The 18296-nt window shown below is 59.9% G+C and carries 22 protein-coding genes and 2 pseudogenes; 6 read left to right on the top strand and 18 right to left on the bottom strand.

Annotated elements, in window-relative coordinates; all coding sequences use genetic code 11:
• Positions 1–147 precede the first annotated feature (147 nt).
• The gene (locus AC1RL5_RS16700) at positions 148–579 is read left to right on the top strand and encodes a hypothetical protein (protein WP_492589774.1); all 432 of its coding nucleotides are present in this window, start codon (positions 148–150) and stop codon (positions 577–579) included.
• A gap of 220 nt (positions 580–799) precedes the next feature.
• Here AC1RL5_RS16700 and AC1RL5_RS16695 read toward each other — a convergent pair whose 3' ends face one another.
• Entirely contained in the window at positions 800–1156 is a 357-nt protein-coding gene (locus tag AC1RL5_RS16695) for a DUF6572 domain-containing protein (RefSeq protein ID WP_065363518.1), read from the bottom strand.
• 524 nt (positions 1157–1680) lie between these two features.
• On the opposite strand from AC1RL5_RS16695, the gene AC1RL5_RS16690 reads away from it, so the two are divergent.
• On the top strand, positions 1681–2457 hold the full coding sequence (locus AC1RL5_RS16690) for an MCP four helix bundle domain-containing protein (protein WP_492589772.1): 777 nt from the start codon (positions 1681–1683) through the stop codon (positions 2455–2457).
• Positions 2379–3242, top strand: a complete 864-nt coding sequence (locus tag AC1RL5_RS16685; RefSeq protein ID WP_370508343.1) for a methyl-accepting chemotaxis protein — start codon at positions 2379–2381, stop codon at positions 3240–3242. Before AC1RL5_RS16690 ends, AC1RL5_RS16685 begins: the two co-directional genes overlap by 79 nt.
• Before the next feature lie 84 nt (positions 3243–3326).
• Here AC1RL5_RS16685 and AC1RL5_RS16680 read toward each other — a convergent pair whose 3' ends face one another.
• Both AC1RL5_RS16680 and AC1RL5_RS16675 read right to left on the bottom strand, forming a co-directional pair.
• Entirely contained in the window at positions 3327–3785 is a 459-nt protein-coding gene (locus tag AC1RL5_RS16680) for a hypothetical protein (protein ID WP_019094726.1), read from the bottom strand.
• Between the two features lie 32 nt (positions 3786–3817).
• The gene (locus AC1RL5_RS16675; RefSeq protein ID WP_072451473.1) at positions 3818–4186 is read right to left on the bottom strand and encodes an antibiotic biosynthesis monooxygenase family protein; all 369 of its coding nucleotides are present in this window, start codon (positions 4184–4186) and stop codon (positions 3818–3820) included.
• Positions 4187–4318: 132 nt separating this feature from the next.
• Here AC1RL5_RS16675 and AC1RL5_RS16670 point away from each other — a divergent pair, with 132 nt between their 5' ends.
• Positions 4319–4753, top strand: coding sequence for a MarR family winged helix-turn-helix transcriptional regulator (locus AC1RL5_RS16670; RefSeq protein ID WP_492589770.1), 435 nt, complete (start codon positions 4319–4321; stop codon positions 4751–4753).
• A 244-nt stretch (positions 4754–4997) separates the two neighbouring features.
• On the opposite strand, the gene AC1RL5_RS16665 is transcribed toward AC1RL5_RS16670, so the two are convergent.
• The 7 genes and pseudogenes from AC1RL5_RS16665 to AC1RL5_RS16635 form a co-directional block, all read right to left on the bottom strand.
• Complete coding sequence (locus tag AC1RL5_RS16665; RefSeq protein ID WP_492589768.1) at positions 4998–5705, bottom strand: DUF1266 domain-containing protein; 708 nt, start codon at positions 5703–5705, stop codon at positions 4998–5000.
• Positions 5706–5776: 71 nt separating this feature from the next.
• Entirely contained in the window at positions 5777–6049 is a 273-nt protein-coding gene (locus AC1RL5_RS16660; RefSeq protein ID WP_072451472.1) for a DUF5339 family protein, read from the bottom strand.
• A 278-nt stretch (positions 6050–6327) separates the two neighbouring features.
• Positions 6328–6531 (bottom strand): annotated as a pseudogene (locus AC1RL5_RS16655) (type II toxin-antitoxin system HicB family antitoxin); the annotation flags it as partial.
• A gap of 30 nt (positions 6532–6561) precedes the next feature.
• A complete protein-coding gene (gene arsH / locus AC1RL5_RS16650; RefSeq protein ID WP_019094719.1) occupies positions 6562–7260 on the bottom strand; it encodes an arsenical resistance protein ArsH in 699 nt (232 codons plus the stop codon).
• Positions 7261–7269: 9 nt separating this feature from the next.
• The gene (locus AC1RL5_RS16645) at positions 7270–7740 is read right to left on the bottom strand and encodes an arsenate reductase ArsC (RefSeq protein ID WP_011060484.1); all 471 of its coding nucleotides are present in this window, start codon (positions 7738–7740) and stop codon (positions 7270–7272) included.
• Between the two features lie 30 nt (positions 7741–7770).
• On the bottom strand, positions 7771–9054 hold the full coding sequence (locus tag AC1RL5_RS16640) for an arsenic transporter (RefSeq protein ID WP_019094718.1): 1284 nt from the start codon (positions 9052–9054) through the stop codon (positions 7771–7773).
• Between the two features lie 20 nt (positions 9055–9074).
• The gene (locus AC1RL5_RS16635; RefSeq protein ID WP_011060486.1) at positions 9075–9422 is read right to left on the bottom strand and encodes a metalloregulator ArsR/SmtB family transcription factor; all 348 of its coding nucleotides are present in this window, start codon (positions 9420–9422) and stop codon (positions 9075–9077) included.
• Between the two features lie 229 nt (positions 9423–9651).
• Between AC1RL5_RS16635 and AC1RL5_RS16630 the strand changes: the two genes are divergently transcribed.
• The gene (locus tag AC1RL5_RS16630) at positions 9652–10206 is read left to right on the top strand and encodes a hypothetical protein (RefSeq protein WP_169894005.1); all 555 of its coding nucleotides are present in this window, start codon (positions 9652–9654) and stop codon (positions 10204–10206) included.
• 244 nt (positions 10207–10450) lie between these two features.
• On the opposite strand, the gene AC1RL5_RS16625 is transcribed toward AC1RL5_RS16630, so the two are convergent.
• The 3 genes from AC1RL5_RS16625 to AC1RL5_RS16615 are packed head-to-tail and all read right to left on the bottom strand — an operon-like array spanning position 10451 to position 11974.
• Positions 10451–10882 (bottom strand): carboxymuconolactone decarboxylase family protein, encoded by a 432-nt coding sequence (locus AC1RL5_RS16625; protein ID WP_011060488.1) that lies wholly within the window; start codon positions 10880–10882, stop codon positions 10451–10453.
• A gap of 28 nt (positions 10883–10910) precedes the next feature.
• Positions 10911–11531, bottom strand: a complete 621-nt coding sequence (locus tag AC1RL5_RS16620) for an NAD(P)H-dependent oxidoreductase (protein WP_145712999.1) — start codon at positions 11529–11531, stop codon at positions 10911–10913.
• A complete protein-coding gene (locus tag AC1RL5_RS16615) occupies positions 11528–11974 on the bottom strand; it encodes a GNAT family N-acetyltransferase (protein WP_072444762.1) in 447 nt (148 codons plus the stop codon). The genes AC1RL5_RS16620 and AC1RL5_RS16615 overlap by 4 nt, the downstream gene beginning before the upstream one ends.
• A gap of 87 nt (positions 11975–12061) precedes the next feature.
• Between AC1RL5_RS16615 and pdxR the strand changes: the two genes are divergently transcribed.
• A complete protein-coding gene (gene pdxR / locus AC1RL5_RS16610) occupies positions 12062–13465 on the top strand; it encodes a MocR-like pyridoxine biosynthesis transcription factor PdxR (RefSeq protein ID WP_492589766.1) in 1404 nt (467 codons plus the stop codon).
• 750 nt (positions 13466–14215) lie between these two features.
• On the opposite strand, the pseudogene AC1RL5_RS16605 reads toward pdxR, so the two are convergent.
• The 5 genes and pseudogenes from AC1RL5_RS16605 to hxsD all read right to left on the bottom strand — a co-directional run.
• Positions 14216–14398 (bottom strand): annotated as a pseudogene (locus AC1RL5_RS16605) (hypothetical protein); the annotation flags it as partial.
• Between the two features lie 2 nt (positions 14399–14400).
• Positions 14401–15030, bottom strand: coding sequence for a His-Xaa-Ser repeat protein HxsA (gene hxsA, locus AC1RL5_RS16600; RefSeq protein WP_103408163.1), 630 nt, complete (start codon positions 15028–15030; stop codon positions 14401–14403).
• On the bottom strand, positions 15027–16256 hold the full coding sequence (gene hxsC, locus AC1RL5_RS16595; protein ID WP_103408164.1) for a His-Xaa-Ser system radical SAM maturase HxsC: 1230 nt from the start codon (positions 16254–16256) through the stop codon (positions 15027–15029). Before hxsC ends, hxsA begins: the two co-directional genes overlap by 4 nt.
• A 5-nt stretch (positions 16257–16261) precedes the next feature.
• Complete coding sequence (gene hxsB / locus AC1RL5_RS16590) at positions 16262–17749, bottom strand: His-Xaa-Ser system radical SAM maturase HxsB (RefSeq protein WP_492589764.1); 1488 nt, start codon at positions 17747–17749, stop codon at positions 16262–16264.
• Positions 17746–18114 carry a His-Xaa-Ser system protein HxsD gene (hxsD, locus tag AC1RL5_RS16585; RefSeq protein ID WP_258028957.1) on the bottom strand — a complete coding sequence of 123 codons (369 nt, stop codon included), beginning with the start codon at positions 18112–18114 and terminating at the stop codon, positions 17746–17748. Before hxsD ends, hxsB begins: the two co-directional genes overlap by 4 nt.
• Positions 18115–18296 lie beyond the last annotated feature (182 nt).

The raw sequence follows: 18296 nt of genomic DNA, 5'->3' as shown, positions 1-18296 counted from the left end.
GACCGGGCCGGGCCCTGATGGCGAGAACCGCCCCGGCGATTTTCCAACAACCGTTGCGTAATGGATATTTGGCCATAGGATGTGCGCGTTGCCGATGATGATCGGGCCCCATCGTCGTGATCCTTTACTCAGTTTCAAGGTTGCTGCATGAATCCGGATGACTTCAAGAAATTCAATATCGGCTCAATTGTTCGGGCCACTCAAAGCTCTGCTGCGCTCAAACACCAGCTCGGCTTCCTGATCAGGGTTCTGGAGGAACTGGAGATCCAGTTCTCCGACTGCGAGCAGGATCCTCTGCGCCTGGCGAAAGCCTATGTTGCCGGAGAAATTCCTGCTGAACGCTGCAAGGCGCAGGCTGCACTCTGGTGGGCAAAAATCGATGAGCAAGGGGCAATACGAGGGTTCAAGGATCGGGAGGTATTGAAGGCACGACTGGCCATTTGTCTGCTGTCGAATGATGAGGACGATATTTCCGTGTTGGGAGATAACCTCTCGTGGTTTCTTGAGGTGTTGGGTTTCTTGAATGTGGAACCGATGAAGCCAATTGAAATGATGAGAGAGTATTTCGAGTTCAAATAGAAGTTCATTCGCGCCCGGCTCGCTCTCGGTGCCCTGGCCGGCAGCCTGACGACAGGCAAGACCCCATGCGTTTTGCTGGCTCCCTCCGTCACGCTGGCGGGGTGCTCGACGCGTTTTCCATGAGCAGCATGTGGATTTCATTGCGCTTGATCGGGCGCTGATCCTGCCTGCACAAGGTGTCCCTGCGCGCGGCTCAATCGGCGAGCGCGCAGGGGGCGAGCTACAGGCTGGGAGCCTCTTGGTTCACTTTCAGCTCGAAATCGAAGCCGATGCTCCGCTCATGGAGGATCTCGGTAATGCGTTTGAAAAACCAATCGACTTGCTCGGGCAGTTCGTGCAAACCCAGTACCCGGATAATCAGGTGCTTGCCGCAGGCATCGGGAATTTCGCTGTAGATCTCTTCACTTTCGATGAAGGTGATGTAGGTGTTGATCTTCTCTTGCAGCAGGAGCAGGTGTTCGCTGTGTGCCGCTTCGTCACCCCATTCGAGGGGGTCGACCATGATCAACAGCAGGCTGTCGGGCGCGGATTTGGGGATGGCCCAGATATCGATGACTTTTGGATTGGTGATGGACATTGCTGATCCTTCAGAACGTGGGGGCGGCGGCATTATAGGCCGTAGCGATGGGTTTCTTCAGTGGGCAATCGGTGGTCGCGGTTCCGGCCCGTGGGCGAGGCCAGGGTGGGTTTGCCCCGTTCAGGCGCAACCTGACCGAGCGGCGGCGTGCTCTTTTCAACAGCGGTCTGATCGACGGCAGTGACAAAACGCCATCATCTGCTATGGCTTGTTAGGCCCCCGTGGATAGATGCTGGGCTCCAGGTGCCATTGCCCAGAACAATCGAGACGGCGCGGGCCGCGTTATTCGACTTAACTGATGCTCACCCGCCAAGAGGGACATGGGCGCAGGAGGACCCAGTGGGGCCTGCGATCCCGACAGGCCTGGATTGACCCGAGTGAGTATCGACGTTGCCGTGCCGGGTGGGCCGCTAACCTGGTCGTCGTGTTGTTTGCAGCTCTCTGACACTCAGTCGATAGCGTGGAATGACAGCAGGGAAGTACCGACCATTCTATTAGAGAGATAAAAAATGAACGTCAGGACAATGAATCTTGCTCCAAGGTCTGCCGCCTTTTTCTCGCTCATTGTCCTGGTGGTGTTCGCCCTGGGCATTGTCGCCGTGCTGCAAATGGGCAAGCTGCGAGATGCGGAGCAGGATGTCGAGACCAACTGGATGACCAGCATCCGCGAGATCGGCAAGATGAAGACCAGCGTCTTGCGCCTGCGTCTGGAAAGCATCCGCATCACCGTGACCACCGACGAACAGCAGCGCCAGACCCGCATCGCCTCGTTGAGCGGTTATCGATCCAACCTGCAGAACACCATCAACCAGTACGAACCCCTGATCACCGGGCCGGCGGAGCGTGAGCTGTACCAGGCTGTAGCGACCGATGTGCAGGCCTACTTCAAGCTGGTGGACGAGCTGGAGCCGCTGTTGCGCAGTGGCGACAACGCCGCGGCCATCACCCTGATCAACACCCGCATCAGCCCCATGACCAACGCCATGCAGGAGAAGATGGACAAACTCTCGGACTTCAACGACGAGGGCGCCAGGCAGGCGGGGATCACTGCCGAGTCGGTTTACAGCAGTGGCCTGACGCTGGTGCTGGTGTTGATGGGGGTGACGGTGGTGCTCACCGTGGTGTTGGCGGCGGTGCTGACCCGCAGCATCACCGCGCCCATCAGCGACGCCCTGGCCGTGGCCGCGATGAAGCCGGCCGCCTGCTGGCCGCCCTGGCGCAGATGCAGACCAACCTGCGGGAAACCATCGCTCACATCGCCGATTCCTCCACCCAACTGGCCTCGGCCTCGGAAGAAATGACCGCAGTGACCGAAGACGCCAGCCGCGGGCTGGTGCGCCAGAACGACGAAGTCAGCCAGGCGGCCACCGCCGTGACCGAAATGAGCGCCGCGGTGGACGAGGTGGCCCGCAACGCCGAAGCCGCCGCCCAGTCGTCCCGCGAGTCCATGGAGTTCACCCGCTCCGGCATCGAGAACGTGGCCCAGACCCTCAAGGCCATCGAAGGCCTGGCCGGCAACGTGGCCAGCACTGGCGAGCAGGTCAAGGCGCTGTCCAGCCGCGCCCAGGACATCAGCAAAGTGGTGGAAGTGATTCGCGCCATTGCCGAACAGACCAACCTGCTGGCCCTCAATGCCGCCATCGAAGCCGCCCGCGCCGGCGAGCAGGGCCGCGGCTTTGCGGTGGTGGCCGATGAAGTGCGGGCCCTGGCCCACCGCACCCAGCAGTCGACCCAGGAAATCGAACAGATGATCAGCGCGATCCAGGCCGACTCGACCCACGCGGTGAGCGCCATGAACGTCAGCGCCGAGATGGCCAGCAGCTCGATCTCCGTGGCGCAGAACGCCGACCTGTCCCTCAAGCAGATCGCCCAGGCGATTACCCAGATCAACGAACGCAACCTGCTGATTGCCACCGCCTCGGAAGAACAGGCCCAGGTGGCGCGCGAGGCGGACCAGAACCTGACCAGCATTCGCGAGCTGTCGATCCAGAGCTCGGCGGGGGCCAGCCAGACGGCCAGCGCCTGCGGGGAGATGGCCAATCTGGCGATCGAATTGAACCGGCTGGTGGCACGGTTCAAGGTTTGAGCGAGGTTTTTTGCCCTACGGTGGTCTGGTTCCTCCGTAGGCGCTGGCTTGCCAGCGAAGGCTCCCGTCCAGGCAACGCATGGCCTACCGGCCCTGAGGCATGGCCCTCTGCAACCGACCGCTAAGCCGCAAACCATCGCGTACGTTCAACCCCATCAAGGTGAGGTTGATGGCCCCAGCGATCAGTTCGATGATCTGCACCAAGTAAAACCCCGTGTCGAAGCTGCCTGCCGATGCCCATTGGTTGAGCACAATTGCGCAGGGCACGAGCAGCAACAGGCCGTTGGCGGCAATCAAGGGCATGCGCTTTTTCTTCGAGGCGATCAGGCGTCCCTGCCGTGCCCGGCTCAGCCCCATGCCGCTGGCTCCCGCCAGGGCCATCGCCGGGATCAGCACCCAGAGCCCGGGGCTGACGATCAGGTGCTTGAGCTGGGCGATGGAATGCCGGCTTCCCATGCTTTCCACCAGCAGGGTCGAGACAAAGAACGTGGCGATGCACAGCAGGGCCAGCAGGCTGGCGCTCAGGTGAAGTCGTTTGAGCATGGGGCGCTTCCCGTCAGTCGATTGGGCTATGTTCACACCGTGCAGATATTCGGCACGGCGACCTTGGTGAACAGATGGGGCATGGCCAGGGCACTGGAGGGGTAGCGGCCCAGGGCGTTGGCGAAATCCGGGTGGCTGAAGGCTTCGCGAAAGCGCTCCACCGACTCCCATACCGCGTAGTTCAAGAACATGCTGCTGCCACCTATGGCCTGATGGAGCTGGGTGGAAATGTACCCGGCACGCAGCTTCATCCAGTTGGCATCCAGCTCCCAGGCACGCAGCAGGTCGGGGATATCGTCCTGGTCGACGGTGAACAGGTTCACCAGCACCACCGGCGATTCGCTGCACTGGAGTTGCTGGTGAATGGGAACCACGGGATCGAGCGGGCGGATGGACAACATGACGGCCTCCAGAATGTAAACATGATGACAAAGTGGTGCGATGGGCAAAAACTAGCTCGATTGACATCATCATGTCAATGTGGAAAAGTTCGCGGCATGAAAAAACCAAACCACACCCCCTCTGGACGCGCCATGACCGATCTGGTCCTCGAACTCTTTCGAGCCAGTGCGCGCATGCTCACCGCAGGCGACCGCCTGGTGGCCGAGATCGGCCTGACCAGCGCCCGCTGGCAACTGCTTGGCACGATCGTGGCTGCCGAGCGGGCGCAGCCGGTGTCATGGATTGCCCGCGACATGGGCGCCAATCGGCAGAACGTTCAACGCATCGTCAATGACCTGGTGAAGGATGGCCTGCTGGAGTTCCAGCCCAACCCGCACCACCGCCGGGCGCAGCTGGTGCTGCTGACGGCGGCGGGAAAGGCCGCATTCGATCAGGCATTGAAGCTGCAAGCGCCCTGGATCAACGAGCTGGCGCAAGGACTGGAGGTTGAGGAGATCCAGACCACCCAGCGTGTTCTGAACCAGCTGCGCAGCAGGCTTGAACAGGATCAGGATCTGGCGGACTGAAGGCTCGGCAGCGGTTGCCAGCAGCCGGCGCTGATAATGCATTGAAGCTGTTGTGCAGCGTTCGCCAGCGACACGGGCCTCGACCGGCAGGCAGCAAATCGCTGCAAGGTGGCGATGATTGCAGGGCTGCACCAGCTGCGGGGAGGGAACAGCTACCCGTAGTGGTTAACGGGAACTGGGAGGTCACAGGATATTGTGCGCCGGGTGCTGGTGAAGCCTCCGGCGCAAGGGTGTCTTGCAGGTGTTATTTGTACGAGTACTTCAAGTAAATATCGGTGTCCTGGCTGCCCCTGGCTTTGCCATTGAGGACGTATTTGGCCATGGAGCCGATGTCGTCAAGCTCGAAGCCGTGAAGGGTCCTGCCCAGCAAAAAGGATACGGTGTAGTCCTCCCAGCCTGCTCCAAGCCGGCTGGCGGTCTCGGCAGACTCGTGGATAAAGGCCCAGGTTTCCTGTTCTGTCAGATACCCCGCCCAGTAACACCATCTGGCCAACGACACCGCTCTCATGGTGTCCCAGGCAAAGGTGGATTGGGTATTTTCTACCGTCGCCAGTGAGATACCCAATTCTTTGGCGATGCTCTTCTGAACGGCTTTGACCTCGGGAAGCGGGGCCTCGATATGTTGATCGAGATCTTTGCTCCTGGAGAGGTTGGCCAGTTCGCTCAAGGTTTCCTTCGCGCTGTCGGAGTTGTCGATCTGCCATTCGCTCCTGAGTCCTGAGATGTATTTATCCAGGTTGTCTTCTGGAAGGATGGTCAGGATCTTTTCAAATCGATTGCTAAATAGAATTCCACCAAATGCCAATGCTCTTTTTTGCTTTTCGTCGAGTGGGGCATTGGAGTGCCGCGATTTGAAGTGTGTGAGCTGGCTGGATTTCTTGCGTTTCATGAACAGGTAAAGTACGGCCAGGTATGCACAGAAAATACCGGCAACCAAGCTGACTATATTCATTGTTGTGGTTCTACAGGAATATTGCTGGTGACGTGAAGTGGCACGTACAGCGGGTATACGTGCCTATTGAATTACTTCTTGGTCGGCATATTGCTCATGGCCTGTTTCATCATCTCGGAAGCTTGCTTGCACGCCTGTTCTTGAGCCGTGCTCGGCATCGACATCATTTGTGTTTTTGCTGCTTCATATTGCGCCTTCATTGCTTCGCCTTGAGGGTTGGCTGCCACCAACTCATCAATTTGCTTGAAGTATTCGTTACAGGCGGGGCCGAGATCGGCGGCCATGGTCAGGCTCGACAGGCTGAGTGCAGTTACTGAGACGATTGAAACGAGAGTTTTTTTCATGGAGTACTCCTCGAAAATATAATTATTTAAGAGGGAATCCTGATGGTGAACGTCAGTATTAGATATAAGAAAAGTCTCAGTGCTTTGTAGTACTTTACGCAGGTTTGTTTTCAGCTAGTTGTTGAAGCGCTCATTGGCGGAGCGGGGATGGGAAGGAGCTGGCTTGCCAGCGAAGGCGTCGGGCCAGGCGCTGCATGGCTTACGGGCCCCTTCGCCGGCAAGCCGGCTCCTACCCGACGGCGTTCTGCGTTCGTGCTGTTGCGCTCTTGAATCTGTGCTTAGCGCCCGAGCTTTTCCAGCGCCGCATCCGCCAGAAAGGACGACCGGCTCTTGATGTTGTGCTCGCGGACAAAGCGGTCGATCTGCTGAATCACATAACCGGGCAAGGTCACGTTGACCTTCTCGGTCTTGCCCAGGTAAGGCGTGATGTCGATCTCCAGCATGCCTCAGCCCATCCTCGCGAAATCGGGGGTAGCGCGGTGCGAAGGCTATGAATAGGCCAGCGGTTCCGCTCAGATTGAACGCTGGTTGACCCGGGCCATCAATTGCTCGGCGCTTTCCTTGCGCTCGGAATAACGGTCCACCAGAAACGCCTGCCGGTCGCGCAGCAGCACGGTGAACTTCACCAGCTCTTCCATCACATCCACCACCCGGTCGTAGAACGGTGAAGGCTTCATCCGCCCGGCGTCGTCGAACTCCATGTAGGCCTTGGGCACCGAGGATTGGTTGGGGATGGTGAACATGCGCATCCAGCGCCCGAGCACGCGCAACTGATTGACCACGTTGAACGACTGGGAGCCGCCGCAGACCTGCATCACTGCCAGGGTTTTGCCCTGGGTCGGACGCACCGCGCCGAGCTCCAGCGGAACCCAGTCGATCTGCGCCTTGAACACCGCCGACATCGCCCCGTGGCGTTCTGGCGAACACCAGACCTGGCCTTCTGACCACAGCACCAGTTCGCGCAGTTCCTGGACCTTGGGATGGTCCACCGGGGCATCGTCGGGCAAGGGCAAGCCGGATGGGTTGAAGATCCGCGTCTGGGCACCGAAATGCTCCAGCAGGCGCGCGGCTTCTTCGACCAGCAGCCGGCTGAAGGAGCGCTCGCGGGTGGAACCGTAGAGCAACAGGATGCGCGGCTTGTGCTCGTCTGGCGTCGAAGTGGGTGCGCCATCGAACAGGCGCAAATCCAGGTTGGGCAGGTGCTCGGACATGGGTCCTCCTTAAAGCGTGCCGATGCGATCGAGCTCGGTCTTGAGCTGATCGCGGCTGAGGTGGTTGAAGGGCAGTGCGAAGAAGGCTGCGCAGCGCTGTTCGATCTGCGCCAGGGTGGCGCGGAACGCGGCGTCGATCGCTGCCTCTTCACCGCGCACATCGGACGGGTCCGCCAGCCCCCAATGGGCCTTGAGCGCCGGGCCGAAATACACGGGGCAGCTTTCACCGGCCGCCTTGTCGCAGACGGTGATCACAATATCCGGCGGGTTGTCGGCGAAGGCGTCATTGCCCTTGCTGTACAGGCCGTCGGTGGCGATGCCGGCCTGCTGCAAGGTCGACAGGCTACGTGGCAGCACCTGGCCCTTGGGGAAGCTGCCGGCGCTGACCGCCGCAAACCCCTCGGGCGCCAGATGGTTGAACAGGGCTTCGGAAAGAATGCTGCGGCAACTGTTGGCCGTGCACATGAACAGGACTCGCATGGGGGGGGCTCCTGCCGCTTTGGGCGGCTGTCAGAGGCTCAGGCGCAGGGCCAGGGCCGAAAGGGTGACCAGCAGAACCGGGAGGGTCAGCAGCACGCCGACCTTGAAGTAATACCCCCAGGTGATGCGCAGGCCCTTGCGCTCCAGCACGTGCAGCCAGAGCAACGTGGCGAGGCTGCCGATGGGGGTGATTTTCGGGCCCAGGTCGCAGCCGATGACGTTGGCGTAGATCATCGCCTCGCGCACCAGCCCCTGTGCCTCGCTGGCCTGTATCGACAGCGCGCCGATCAGCACGCTGGGCATGTTGTTCATCACCGAGGACAGCAGCGCCGACAACAGGCCCGTGCCCAGGGTGGCGCTCCACAGCCCCTGTTCGGCCAGGCGGTTCAGCACCTGGGCCAGCAGGTCCGTCAAGCCGGCATTCTTCAGGCCGTACACCACCAGGTACATGCCCAGTGAGAACACCACGATCTGCCACGGCGCCTCGCGCAGCACCCGGCGCGTGGAGATCCGGTGGCCCTTGGCGGCGACGGCAAACAGCAGCGCGGCACAGGCCGCCGCCACGGCGCTGATGGGAATACCCAGGGGCTCCAGGGCGAACAGCCCGACCAGCAGCATCAGCAGGGTCCAGCCCCCGACCCTGAAGGTGGCCCGGTCACGGATCGCCGTGCAAGGTTGCGGCAGCGCATCCAGGGCGTAGCGGTGCGGCAGGTCCTTGCGGAAATAGAGGAACAGCACCAGCAAGGTCATGGCGACACTGGCCAGGCTCACCGGCAGCATCACCGCCGCGTACTCGGCGAACCCCAGTCGGAAGTAGTCGGCGGACACGATATTCACCAGGTTGGACACCACCAGCGGCAGGCTCGCGGTGTCGGCAATGAAGCCCGCGGCCATGACGAAGGCCAGCGTCGCTCCGGGGCTGAAACGCAGCGCCAGCAGCATCGACATGACGATGGGCGTGAGGATCAGCGCTGCGCCGTCATTGGCAAACAGCGCCGACACCGCCGCCCCCAGCAGCACGCAGAAGGCGAACAGCCGATGGCCGCTGCCCCTGGCCCAGCGCGCCACATGCAGGGCGGCCCATTCGAAGAACCCGGCCTCGTCCAGAAGCAGACTGATGATGATCACCGCGATGAAAGTCGCGGTGGCGTTCCAGACAATGGCCCACACCGTGGGAATGTCCTGCAGCGATACCGCGCCCACCGCCAGCGCGATGATTGCGCCGAGCGTGGCGCTCCAACCGACGCCGAGGCCCTTGGGCTGCCAGATGACGAGAATCAGGGTGAAGAGAAAAACAGCCACAGCGACAAACATGCAGGTTCACTCGATAGGGGTCAGCAGCAAGCGGCTTCGCGAACGGGGCGGCCATCCATGTTCTGCAGGCGCGCGGCGTTGTCCTTGAGCCAAGCGGCGTTGGCCTTGGCCGTCACATGCAGAATCTCCCGGACCCAGCCCGGCAACTCGGGGTTGAGGCGGTAATACACCCATTGGCCCTGGCGGCGATCGAGCAGCAAGCCACTGCTGCGCAGTTGCGCCAGGTGGCGGCTGATTTTTGGCTGGCTGTCGTCGAGTGCACACATCAGCTCGCAGACACACAGCTCCCCCTGATCGGCGATCAGCAGGGTGGCGCGCACACGGGTTTCGTCGGCCAGGCTTTTGAAGACTTCGGGAGGCGTGATCATGCTCGCTCCTTATATATGGAAAATCGAATATACGAATATCCATATGTATTGGGCAAGCCAAAATTTTCGAGACGCAGGCCTATGGCGGGGGAGCGGCCAGAGGAGCGTGGCTTTTCATGGACGTTGCACGGCCGCCCATTGCACTATTGCGCCGGCCTTTCAGCCACCCATCACCCTCCCGTCGAAGACAGAACCCTCGACGGCCCTTGCCAAGGAAGTCATCAGACCCATGACCGTCAGCGAACTGCTTGCCGCCATTCGTAAACCCTATGTCGAAACCCTGGCGCGTATCGCCGCAGAAGGGGCCGCGCATGTCGAGCCCGCTTACCGCAACAGCGATGGTTCGCTGGCGGTTGAAGGGGCCATTGCCACGCCTTGCCGGGTGGATGTGATTGCGGCCGAGGGCGCTTCGGCCGGCGAGCCGGTGCAGGTCGACTCCGAAACCGAGCTGGGCTTTGAGCCTGTGCGCTTTGCGATCGAGCAGATGGCGGTAGTGATCTCGCCCTTTGGCTGGGACTGGTTGCCCCTGGAGGTGCGGGGCTTGAGCCTGGAACAGGCCTCTGAGGTTATTCGGGCGTGGTTCTTTGAGTGGTTCGATGGCGAAGACGAGAATTCGCCAACCGAAGAAGGGCTGCAAGGGGTGCTGCACTTTGTGTCGGACCCGGAGGCCACGGAGGAGGGGTACAGGGTCAAGATTGACCTCGGCTCGGCGCCCGAAGAAGCGCTGGAAGCGCTGCTGTTTGCATTGGCCGATGCCGGCGCCAGCGGAGCTTTTCTCGCGTAGAGCAGGGGGAGGCAAAACGGCGACCCCGAACCGACCTGATATCGCTTCCCCTGTAGGAGCTGGCTTGCCAGCGAAGCTCGCCAACGAAGACGCGGAGCCACCTTCTTACCGCGTGCACCTGGGGGCGGGTGGCGGCCAACCCGGCATCCTGCCGGGTTGGCCACGGCTCAATGACTGCCTTCGACCCTCCTGTGCGCAGGGGCAGGAAGATCAACAGCCAACACCGCCAACGATAGCCTCGCTCTCAGAGCTTCATGCCCACCGCCAGTCGGTTGAAGGCATTCATCAAGGACACGGCCAAGGTCAGGTCGGAAATTTCAACGTCGCTAAAGTGCGCTTTCAGCGGTTCGTACAGCTCGTCCGGCGCGCCCTTGTCGTGGACGTAGGTGAGGGTTTCGGTCCAGGCCAGCGCGGCGCGCTCGCGTTCGCTGAACAGTTCGCTGACGCGCCAGCCGGCCAGGCAATCCAGCTTGTCTTGCGCCACCCCACACTCGCGCAGGGTCTGTGAGTGCTTGCCCAGGCAGAACGAGCAGCCGTTGATCTGCGACACGCGCAAAAACACCAGTTCCACCAGGGGCAAGCCCAGGGGGCTGGCGACCAGGGCGGTGTTGGTGGCGAGCAGGCCTTGATAGGCGGCTGGCGACAGGGTGGCAAAGGGCAGTCTGAGTTGGCTCATGGTGAAACTCCGATAGGGAAAAAAGTGATCAGGCACAAACGAGAGGGTTGAACAGGGGCTGCAAGGACAGTGCGCTGCGGGCCTCGTCGAGGGTTGCACGCACGGCCTCGTCACCGAACACCAACCCTTGCAGATAAGTGAACTGCAGGTCGAACAGGCCGAGGGTGTTCAGCACCTGGCGCAGGTAAGGCGTCAGAAAATCCGGTTGGCGTGCCCGTTCGCCCTGGTGATAACCGCCGGAACTGACCAGCACGTGCACCGGGCGGTCCTTGAGCAGGCCGACCTTGCCTTCCGGGCCGGAGCTGAAGGTGCGGTGAATGCGCAGCACGTAGTCGATCCACAGCTTGAGCGCGGCCGGCAGGGTGAAGTTGTGCATGGGCGTGGCAATGAGCAGGGCATCGCTGCGCTCCAACTCGCCGATCAGCCCCTCGGACACCTCGAACAGTGGCGCGTCGAAGGGCGTGGGGGTGGTCAGGGCGTGGGCGTAGTCCATGCCCAGGGGGGGCAACGGATTGGCCCCCAGATCGCGTTCGACCAGTTCCAAGTGCGGATAGCGTTGGCGCAGGGAGCTCACTAGTTCCAGTGCCAACTGGTTGCCATGGGAAACCTGCCCACGGGGGCTGGCGTTGATCAGCAGCAGGTTGTTCATGCCGGCTCCCCACCTTGAAGTCGTTGAGTGAAATGCATGCCCCGGGCCAGCAGCCCCTGGCGGAAATAGAAGCGCTGGGCCAGGGGCATATGCAGGCCGGTATCCAGGACAAAGTGATCGCATTGACGCTGCACGGCCTCCTCCCGCACGGCGCTCAACAGCCGCGCACCCAAGCCGCTGCGCTGAAGGTCCGGGCTCACGACCAGGTCATCGACGTAGATGAAGCGCCCGTAGAGCAGGTTTTCCAGCTCGCGGTAGCCCGCCAGGCCGACGATGCGCTCAGCGTCCCACGCGGCGAGCAAGCGATAGCCTTGCTCGGTTTGCCGGGCCCATTGGGCGACATAGGCCGCCGGGCTGGTGAGGTGGGGGCGCAAGACACGCATCAAGTCGAAACTGGCCGCCAGGGCCGCTTCGCTTTCGAGGTGTTGAAGGGTGTAGGGCATGTCCGTCATCCGCTGAAAAGAGATGACCCACTTTAGAAGGTCAATGGCTTAAGCTACAGGGCCAAAAAATGCATAAATGACTAGGCCATGATCCTTCCTTTCGAATTGGACCGCAGCCAGACGGCGCCGATCTATCGCCAGCTTTACCAGCGGTTTCGCGAGTCTATCGCCGATGGCCGCCTGCGTCCGGGGGACCGAGTGCCGGCGGTTCGCGCCCTGGCGGCGGAACTCAACCTGGCGCGGGGCACCGTGGAAGCGGCCTACCAGTTGCTGATAGGCGAGGGCTACCTGACTGCTCGCGGGGCCGCCGGGACCATTGTCACCCCGCAACTGGCGCCGGTTTGCGCGCCCGTGCAGCGCGCCCCAGTGGCTGCAACGACCTACCAGGCCACCCATGCCGGCACGCTGCCGCTGGCACTGCAAATGGGCCTGCCAGCGCTGGACGCCTTTCCGCGCAAGCTCTGGACCCGCCTGGCGGGCCGGCAACTGCGCCAGGCGGGCGTCGAAGGCCTGGTCTACCCGGACGCGCGCGGCTACGCCCCGTTGCGTGCGGCCATTGCCTCCTACCTGGGGATTTCCCGGGGCATCAGCTGCCACCCGGAGCAGATTTTCGTCTGCGCCGGCTACCGCGCCTGCCTCGACCTGATCAGTCATACGTTGATGCGCCCTGGCGAAACCTGCTGGCTGGAGGAGCCCGGCTACTTCATGGCCAGGAGCGCGCTGCTGGAAGCCGGCGCACAGTTGGTGCCGGTGCCCGTGGACGATCAGGGCCTGGACGTCGCCCAAGGCATCGCCCGCGCCCCGGAGGCCGGCTTTGCCGTGGTCACCCCGACCCACCAGAGCCCGCTGGGGGTGTCGCTGTCCCTGCCGCGGCGCCTGGCCCTGCTGGACTGGGCCAACCGTCAAGGCAGCTGGATCATCGAGGACGACTACGACAGCGAATACCGCTACCAGGGCAAGCCCTTGCCGGCCCTCAAGAGCCTCGACCAGCAAGGTCGCGTGCTCTACACCGGCACCTTCAGCAAAGTCCTGTTTCCAGGCCTGCGCCTGGCCTACCTGGTGGTGCCCACCGAACAGACCCCAGCGTTCGCCCGTCAGGCGGATCGTTTGCACAACCACTGCCCGCACCTGCAGCAGGCGACCGTCGCGGCCTTTCTCAACGAGGGGCACTTTGCCCGGCACCTGAACAAAATGCGCGGCCTGTATGCGCGTCGGCGGCAGTGGCTGGTGGAGGCGTTGCACCAGGCGTTGGGTGGGCGTTTGCAGATGGACCCGCAGGCCGGGGGCATGCATGTGGTGGCTGGGCTGGGGGAGGGGGACGATGTGCAGATTGCCCAGCGGGCGCGGGAGGTGGGGATTGCGGTGGAGCCGTTGTCGCAGTGGTATCTGGGGGATGGGGTTAGGCAGGGGTTGGTGATGGGGTTCACCAATGTGCTCAGTGCCGAGCGGGCGGCGAGTGTGGCGCTGCGGTTGGCTCGGGCCATTGGATGAAAAGCGGGCTACGGCCGCTGAGGCTGGAGTCTTTCCTGTGGCAGCCCCCACCAATTGGCAGGCCACAACCCCTGTGGCGAAGGCTGAGGGGCCAGACCAAAACCTGTAGCCGCTGTCGAGCGCAGCGAGGCTGCGCACGAGGACGCAGTCCTCGCCAAACCTGCCGATGCTTTTCACCTGGCTGCATACGGTTCTGCGTACATATCCGTTGCTGCGGTCACGGCTGCTTAGGGTTTCGCTCTTACAGCGACTCACTTTTGAAGAGCGCCAAAGTAAGCAGTTTCCTGATGGCCCTGACCATCGAAACCTGTAGCCGCTGTCGAGCGCAGCGAGGACGCAGTCCTCGCCAAACCTGCTGATGCTTTTCACCTGGCTGCATACGGTTCTGTGGACATATCCGTTGCTGCGGTCACGGCTGCTTAGGGTTCCGCTCTTACAGCGGGTCACTTTGGAGATCCGGAATGCCGGCCAACCCAAAGTAACCAAAGGCCTCCTGCCCCCGCATCCGGCGCCTCGCCTAGGCTCGGCGTTCCCTCTCTCCGGCATTGCTCCGGGGGCCCGCCGCCACAGGCCATCCATGGCCTGATGGCGGCTAGCTCGGCATCCATGCCGAGCTGCCCCCTGCGCAACGCCTGCGTTCGGCCTTCTGGAGGGGGCAGGCAGATCAAGAGCAAGATCAAAAGCCAAAGCAAGATCAAAGGCCGGGGCAAAGCCAAGCGCGTTTTACGCGCTTATTGAATTCAATGGCGTTCAGGGCTCTTGCGCTGTTCGCCACTGAATCACCTCCAGCACCGCGCAACCCTCCCTGGTGAGCAGATGCACCCCACGGGTGACCCGCGTCAGATCGCAGTCGGCAATGTCTTTCAGGTTAAGCGTGGACAGCGTGTCCATCAGATCCCGCACCACGGTGAAACGATGGGCCGCACTGCTGGCACCTAAGGAATACGAATGCCCAATGCGTTTAATGTTGGTGTGTCCATCTGCCCGTTCACGGTCAGGCCGTTGTCCGTTTGAAACGACATTAGCGCTCCTCGAGTCCCTTTGCCCATCACGCCATCGATTGCTCCTTGGTAGTACCTGCGCACCATTAAGGCCGTTTGCACTCGTATGACCAGGTTGCTTTTCTGTACTTCGCTAGGTCGTGTTCGCGTAGTCGTTGAGGTCGAGCCTGTCGATGTACCAGATGATTGGTAAAAAGAGCTGCTGGTTGATGAGCCGGAAGAGCTGCTTGAGCCGTAATTCGAGCTGCTTGGTGTGTTGTAGCTGCGAGTGCTCGTGGCAGGAGGGGTGTAGTAGCGAGGCGCGCTATAGCCACTTGATCCACTGTAATGAGAGCTATGGGAGCTGTGCGAGCGGTGTGAACTATGCGAGCGGTGAGCTGCGTACATATTGGTCGCATCAGGGGCATTGAGCGTGTCGGCAAAGACTGGGGGCTGACTCTTCTCCCGTGGCTCCCAATTTGTATCGGCAAGTGGCATTGGGTTGGCCTGGGCAAGGTTGATACTCGCGACCGGCAACAGGGTCATGCCCCCAATCAGGATTTTCCAGCGATCAAGCAGTTTCAATGTGCGCTCCTTGCGTAGGCATTGAATGCCTCAGTTGATAGTTGTTTTATCCCACGGCTTTGCCAGCGCGCGGTATGAGATTTGAAAAAGCCCGAGCATTGATGAGCTGCGGCGCATTGTTGGCAGGTGTCGATGAACAGATTCTTCCAATCTGAGATGCTCTGGCGTGCAAAGCGTGAGAGATGCGCGGGTACCAGGCACAGAGGGAGGTTATAGATTGAGACCGGCAACCCTCGGTTGTGCAGAAAGTAGATGGCCTGACTTAGCGACTCTTGGTAATCCAGAGGATCAATCCACAGCTCCTCATAGTGCTTTCGGGCTAAGCCAGTACTCTCTATACCCATCAGTGCAATATGTCGTACGAAGGGCAAATTACGGAAAATGTAGTGAGCGAGCTCTGGAAGTCGTGGCGTGGTCAGTCGGTTGAGGACGACGCGAATCTCGATGATCTGGTTGGCTCGAGCAAGGTTGTACAGCCCTTGGAGTGTTTCGCTAAAGGCCCCTGGTGCCTGCACTACGTGGTCATGATCTCTTGCGTTGTCGGCATACAGCGGGATGCCCCAACTTAGTTGCGGATGTTGGATATGAGCAAGTGACTCTATCCAACTCGGATCCTTGAACAGTCGGCCATTACTCAATACATGAATAGACTTTTGTCGAAGCACAGTTTTGCATTTGGCTAAGATTTCCAACAAACCGTCGCGGTAGAGCGTGGGCTCCCCGCCGCTGATGCCTAGGTTCTCCTCACCAGGATCCATTAGATCGATCAGACGAAGGTTCTCCTCAATGTGCCAACGATCATCAATATCCTTAGGTGGTTGGGAACACATCAAGCAGAGGCTGTTGCAACGATCAGTCATGAACAGCAGGTTACTGTCGGAGCCGCGTCGATAGAGAACTCGGACGATCGGGCTTCCAGGTGTTATAGCAATTACGTCACCAGGGCGAACGACATCTGGATCTTTTGGGGAGTGAAGGTGCAGCTTGCCTACCTCTGCATTCCCGCTAAGTTGTTCCGGAGTAAGGAAGCCTCCAACGGGTAGTGATAGTAAGCGCGGGTTATGTTGAAGCTCGGCATCTGGCAGCCACAGTATTAGATCGTCGAAGCTCACGTCCCCAGCGCAGATAGATACGCCTTGTTCAATGAGTTCGTCCACGGTGACGACCTTCAACAGCTTAGGTTCAATTAGATGCTGGATCTCGAAATGGGTATCTTTTCTTAGCATCGTTCCTACCCTCGATACCCAGGGAAGAGGACTTCGGAGTAGGCGCGACGATTTAGCCAGGAAAGCAAGACGCGTTGGATATCATCGCCGCCATCTCTCAATAGTTCGAATAGATGTTGAAGTAGTCCTAGATTTTTCTTACAGAAGCTACTGAAGGCACGGTGACCAATCGGATCGCCTTGGCGTGCGAAGTGTTCCACAGGGTCGGCGCCGCAATAGGGGACGAGTGCGCAATCCACGCAGCCCGGTAGTGTTTCGGCAACACCACTTGCTAGCAATGCTTCCATGACTGGTGAGCGTAGTAGCTCGGCTAACGGCTGATGCACGCTGCCTAAACGCAAACCATCCTCGCCCATTTCCAGCAGCATTCTTGCTTCGTCAGATGGGTATACGTAGCCATCGTAGTTATAAACCAAGGCTGCGGTGCCGGCACCGGCAGGTGAGCGCAGATCGACATAGCCAGATGAGAAAGGCGTCAGGATGTTCTTTAACAGTAGACTTGCGTAGCTCTCTGATAAGTACACACCTTGTTGATTGATTTCCAGCAGGTAAGCCAGCGCTTCCTTGTAGAACGCCAAATAACGTTCCATCGAGTAGTCCAGCCGTTGTGCACCCTTCGAGGCGAAACCGTAGGGGCTTAAGGGGCGAAGGGAGATACTGGAAAACCCCTGGGCTACATACTCGTCGATGATCGCTCTTGGTTGCTCAAGGCTCCTCGCTGTTAACGTCGTTAGAGCCGAGACAGCTTCATGGCCTAGGTATTCGCGGACGCGACGAATGCCGTCGAGGGTTCGTTCATAAGAGTCTCGGGAGGGAGTGGGGCGGTTAGCGTTGTGTAATGACGCCGGTCCATCGAGCGAAGTAGAAAACTGGATGTGATGCTTCTTGGCGAAGACGAGAACTTCTTCGGTCAAGTGATGGAGTGTGGTTGTGATGACGAATTGGATATCGCGCTGTTCCACGACGTTCCGTTCCACTATCCATTCGATGATCTGGCGGACGCGTTCAAAGGCCAATAGAGGTTCGCCACCTTGGAACTCTACCGTGAGGGCTCGAGCGTTCGACTCGAACATGCGGTCTACGGCAGCACGTGCATCTGCTTCGGAAAGGTCATGTCCAGAGCCACCTAAAGGTGCACGTGATACTTGGCAATACTGACATGTATGGTTGCAACGCAGAGTCACCACAAACAGGTGTAATGCAGGACCTTGCAGGAGGAAGTCTTTCCGACTGCGGTACTGCGCCGCCATCTCCGGAATTGGATCGTGTTGATCTGGCTCGTAAATAAAATGACGAGCGAGTAGATCCTTGTATAGAGAGGTTCCTGGTTGTACGCGCTTAAAACTTAGATCTCGAAGTTGTGGATCGGTGACATGGAGGTACTCGCCTGTTTCAGAAGTAAGCAAAATATCCCGTTCATTCCCTGAACTCATACGCATGAAGCGAAATGGCAGGAGGCGATAACCTTGGGTTTCGGTGGCTATCAAGGTCATTGAGGCAACCCACATCCAGTGAGTGCGGCACGTGCCAAGACTTCTCGCAATCCAGCCGTTTCACTATGGATGTGGTCACGTAAAGCAAAGTCATTCAGATGCTGGAGAACTAGCGCCCGTGCGTGATCAATAGAGAGGGCTGTTTGGGCGCTGGAAGGGTAGATCGTGAGGTTGATAAAACCAGGCTCAGGAGTGATCTGAATAGCCAATTCAGCGGCCAAGCTATAGGCGGTTCTTTGTGCTGCGCTGAGAGGGTATGTGGTATCGCTGAGGTGCAGAGTGACTGGCCATGTCATCAACATCAATCCTTGAAAACCCTGAAGAGTGTGCGGATTTTGCCGAGTTCCTGGGCGATTGGCCATCATTCGTCGCAGCTTTCTTTTAAAATATTTCTGCGCTCGCGTTCTTGACTGCAATCGCCCTGCTAGGCGGTCTTGCGAATGGCAGCTGTAAATCAGCGATTTCCCCGTAGATGCCGGCTGTCAGCGAAGTTCGTCAACGATGACGCGGAGTTACCTTCTTACCGAATGCACTTGGGGCGCTTGGC

This window comes from Pseudomonas sp. GW822-FHT06D10, assembly GCF_058799535.1.
The sequence above is the reverse complement of the archived record's forward strand: the minus strand, read 5'-3'. Positions and strand labels throughout refer to the sequence as shown.

Excerpts from the sequence above, each read along its gene's own strand:
- AC1RL5_RS16640 (WP_019094718.1), bottom strand. The coding sequence starts at position 9,054 with ATGTTTGTCGCTGTGGCTGTTTTTCTCTTCACCCTGATTCTCGTCATC.
- AC1RL5_RS16645 (WP_011060484.1), bottom strand. The coding sequence starts at position 7,740 with ATGCGAGTCCTGTTCATGTGCACGGCCAACAGTTGCCGCAGCATTCTT.
- AC1RL5_RS16665 (WP_492589768.1), bottom strand. The coding sequence starts at position 5,705 with ATGAATATAGTCAGCTTGGTTGCCGGTATTTTCTGTGCATACCTGGCC.
- AC1RL5_RS16635 (WP_011060486.1), bottom strand. The coding sequence starts at position 9,422 with ATGATCACGCCTCCCGAAGTCTTCAAAAGCCTGGCCGACGAAACCCGT.
- hxsC (WP_103408164.1), bottom strand. The coding sequence starts at position 16,256 with ATGCTAAGAAAAGATACCCATTTCGAGATCCAGCATCTAATTGAACCT.
- AC1RL5_RS16670 (WP_492589770.1), top strand. The coding sequence starts at position 4,319 with ATGACCGATCTGGTCCTCGAACTCTTTCGAGCCAGTGCGCGCATGCTC.
- AC1RL5_RS16675 (WP_072451473.1), bottom strand. The coding sequence starts at position 4,186 with ATGTTGTCCATCCGCCCGCTCGATCCCGTGGTTCCCATTCACCAGCAA.
- AC1RL5_RS16695 (WP_065363518.1), bottom strand. The coding sequence starts at position 1,156 with ATGTCCATCACCAATCCAAAAGTCATCGATATCTGGGCCATCCCCAAA.
- AC1RL5_RS16680 (WP_019094726.1), bottom strand. The coding sequence starts at position 3,785 with ATGCTCAAACGACTTCACCTGAGCGCCAGCCTGCTGGCCCTGCTGTGC.
- AC1RL5_RS16625 (WP_011060488.1), bottom strand. The coding sequence starts at position 10,882 with ATGAGCCAACTCAGACTGCCCTTTGCCACCCTGTCGCCAGCCGCCTAT.
- AC1RL5_RS16700 (WP_492589774.1), top strand. The coding sequence starts at position 148 with ATGAATCCGGATGACTTCAAGAAATTCAATATCGGCTCAATTGTTCGG.
- AC1RL5_RS16685 (WP_370508343.1), top strand. The coding sequence starts at position 2,379 with ATGCAGACCAACCTGCGGGAAACCATCGCTCACATCGCCGATTCCTCC.
- pdxR (WP_492589766.1), top strand. The coding sequence starts at position 12,062 with ATGATCCTTCCTTTCGAATTGGACCGCAGCCAGACGGCGCCGATCTAT.
- AC1RL5_RS16660 (WP_072451472.1), bottom strand. The coding sequence starts at position 6,049 with ATGAAAAAAACTCTCGTTTCAATCGTCTCAGTAACTGCACTCAGCCTG.
- AC1RL5_RS16630 (WP_169894005.1), top strand. The coding sequence starts at position 9,652 with ATGACCGTCAGCGAACTGCTTGCCGCCATTCGTAAACCCTATGTCGAA.
- arsH (WP_019094719.1), bottom strand. The coding sequence starts at position 7,260 with ATGTCCGAGCACCTGCCCAACCTGGATTTGCGCCTGTTCGATGGCGCA.
- hxsB (WP_492589764.1), bottom strand. The coding sequence starts at position 17,749 with ATGACCTTGATAGCCACCGAAACCCAAGGTTATCGCCTCCTGCCATTT.
- hxsD (WP_258028957.1), bottom strand. The coding sequence starts at position 18,114 with ATGATGGCCAATCGCCCAGGAACTCGGCAAAATCCGCACACTCTTCAG.
- AC1RL5_RS16620 (WP_145712999.1), bottom strand. The coding sequence starts at position 11,531 with ATGAACAACCTGCTGCTGATCAACGCCAGCCCCCGTGGGCAGGTTTCC.
- AC1RL5_RS16615 (WP_072444762.1), bottom strand. The coding sequence starts at position 11,974 with ATGCCCTACACCCTTCAACACCTCGAAAGCGAAGCGGCCCTGGCGGCC.
- AC1RL5_RS16690 (WP_492589772.1), top strand. The coding sequence starts at position 1,681 with ATGAATCTTGCTCCAAGGTCTGCCGCCTTTTTCTCGCTCATTGTCCTG.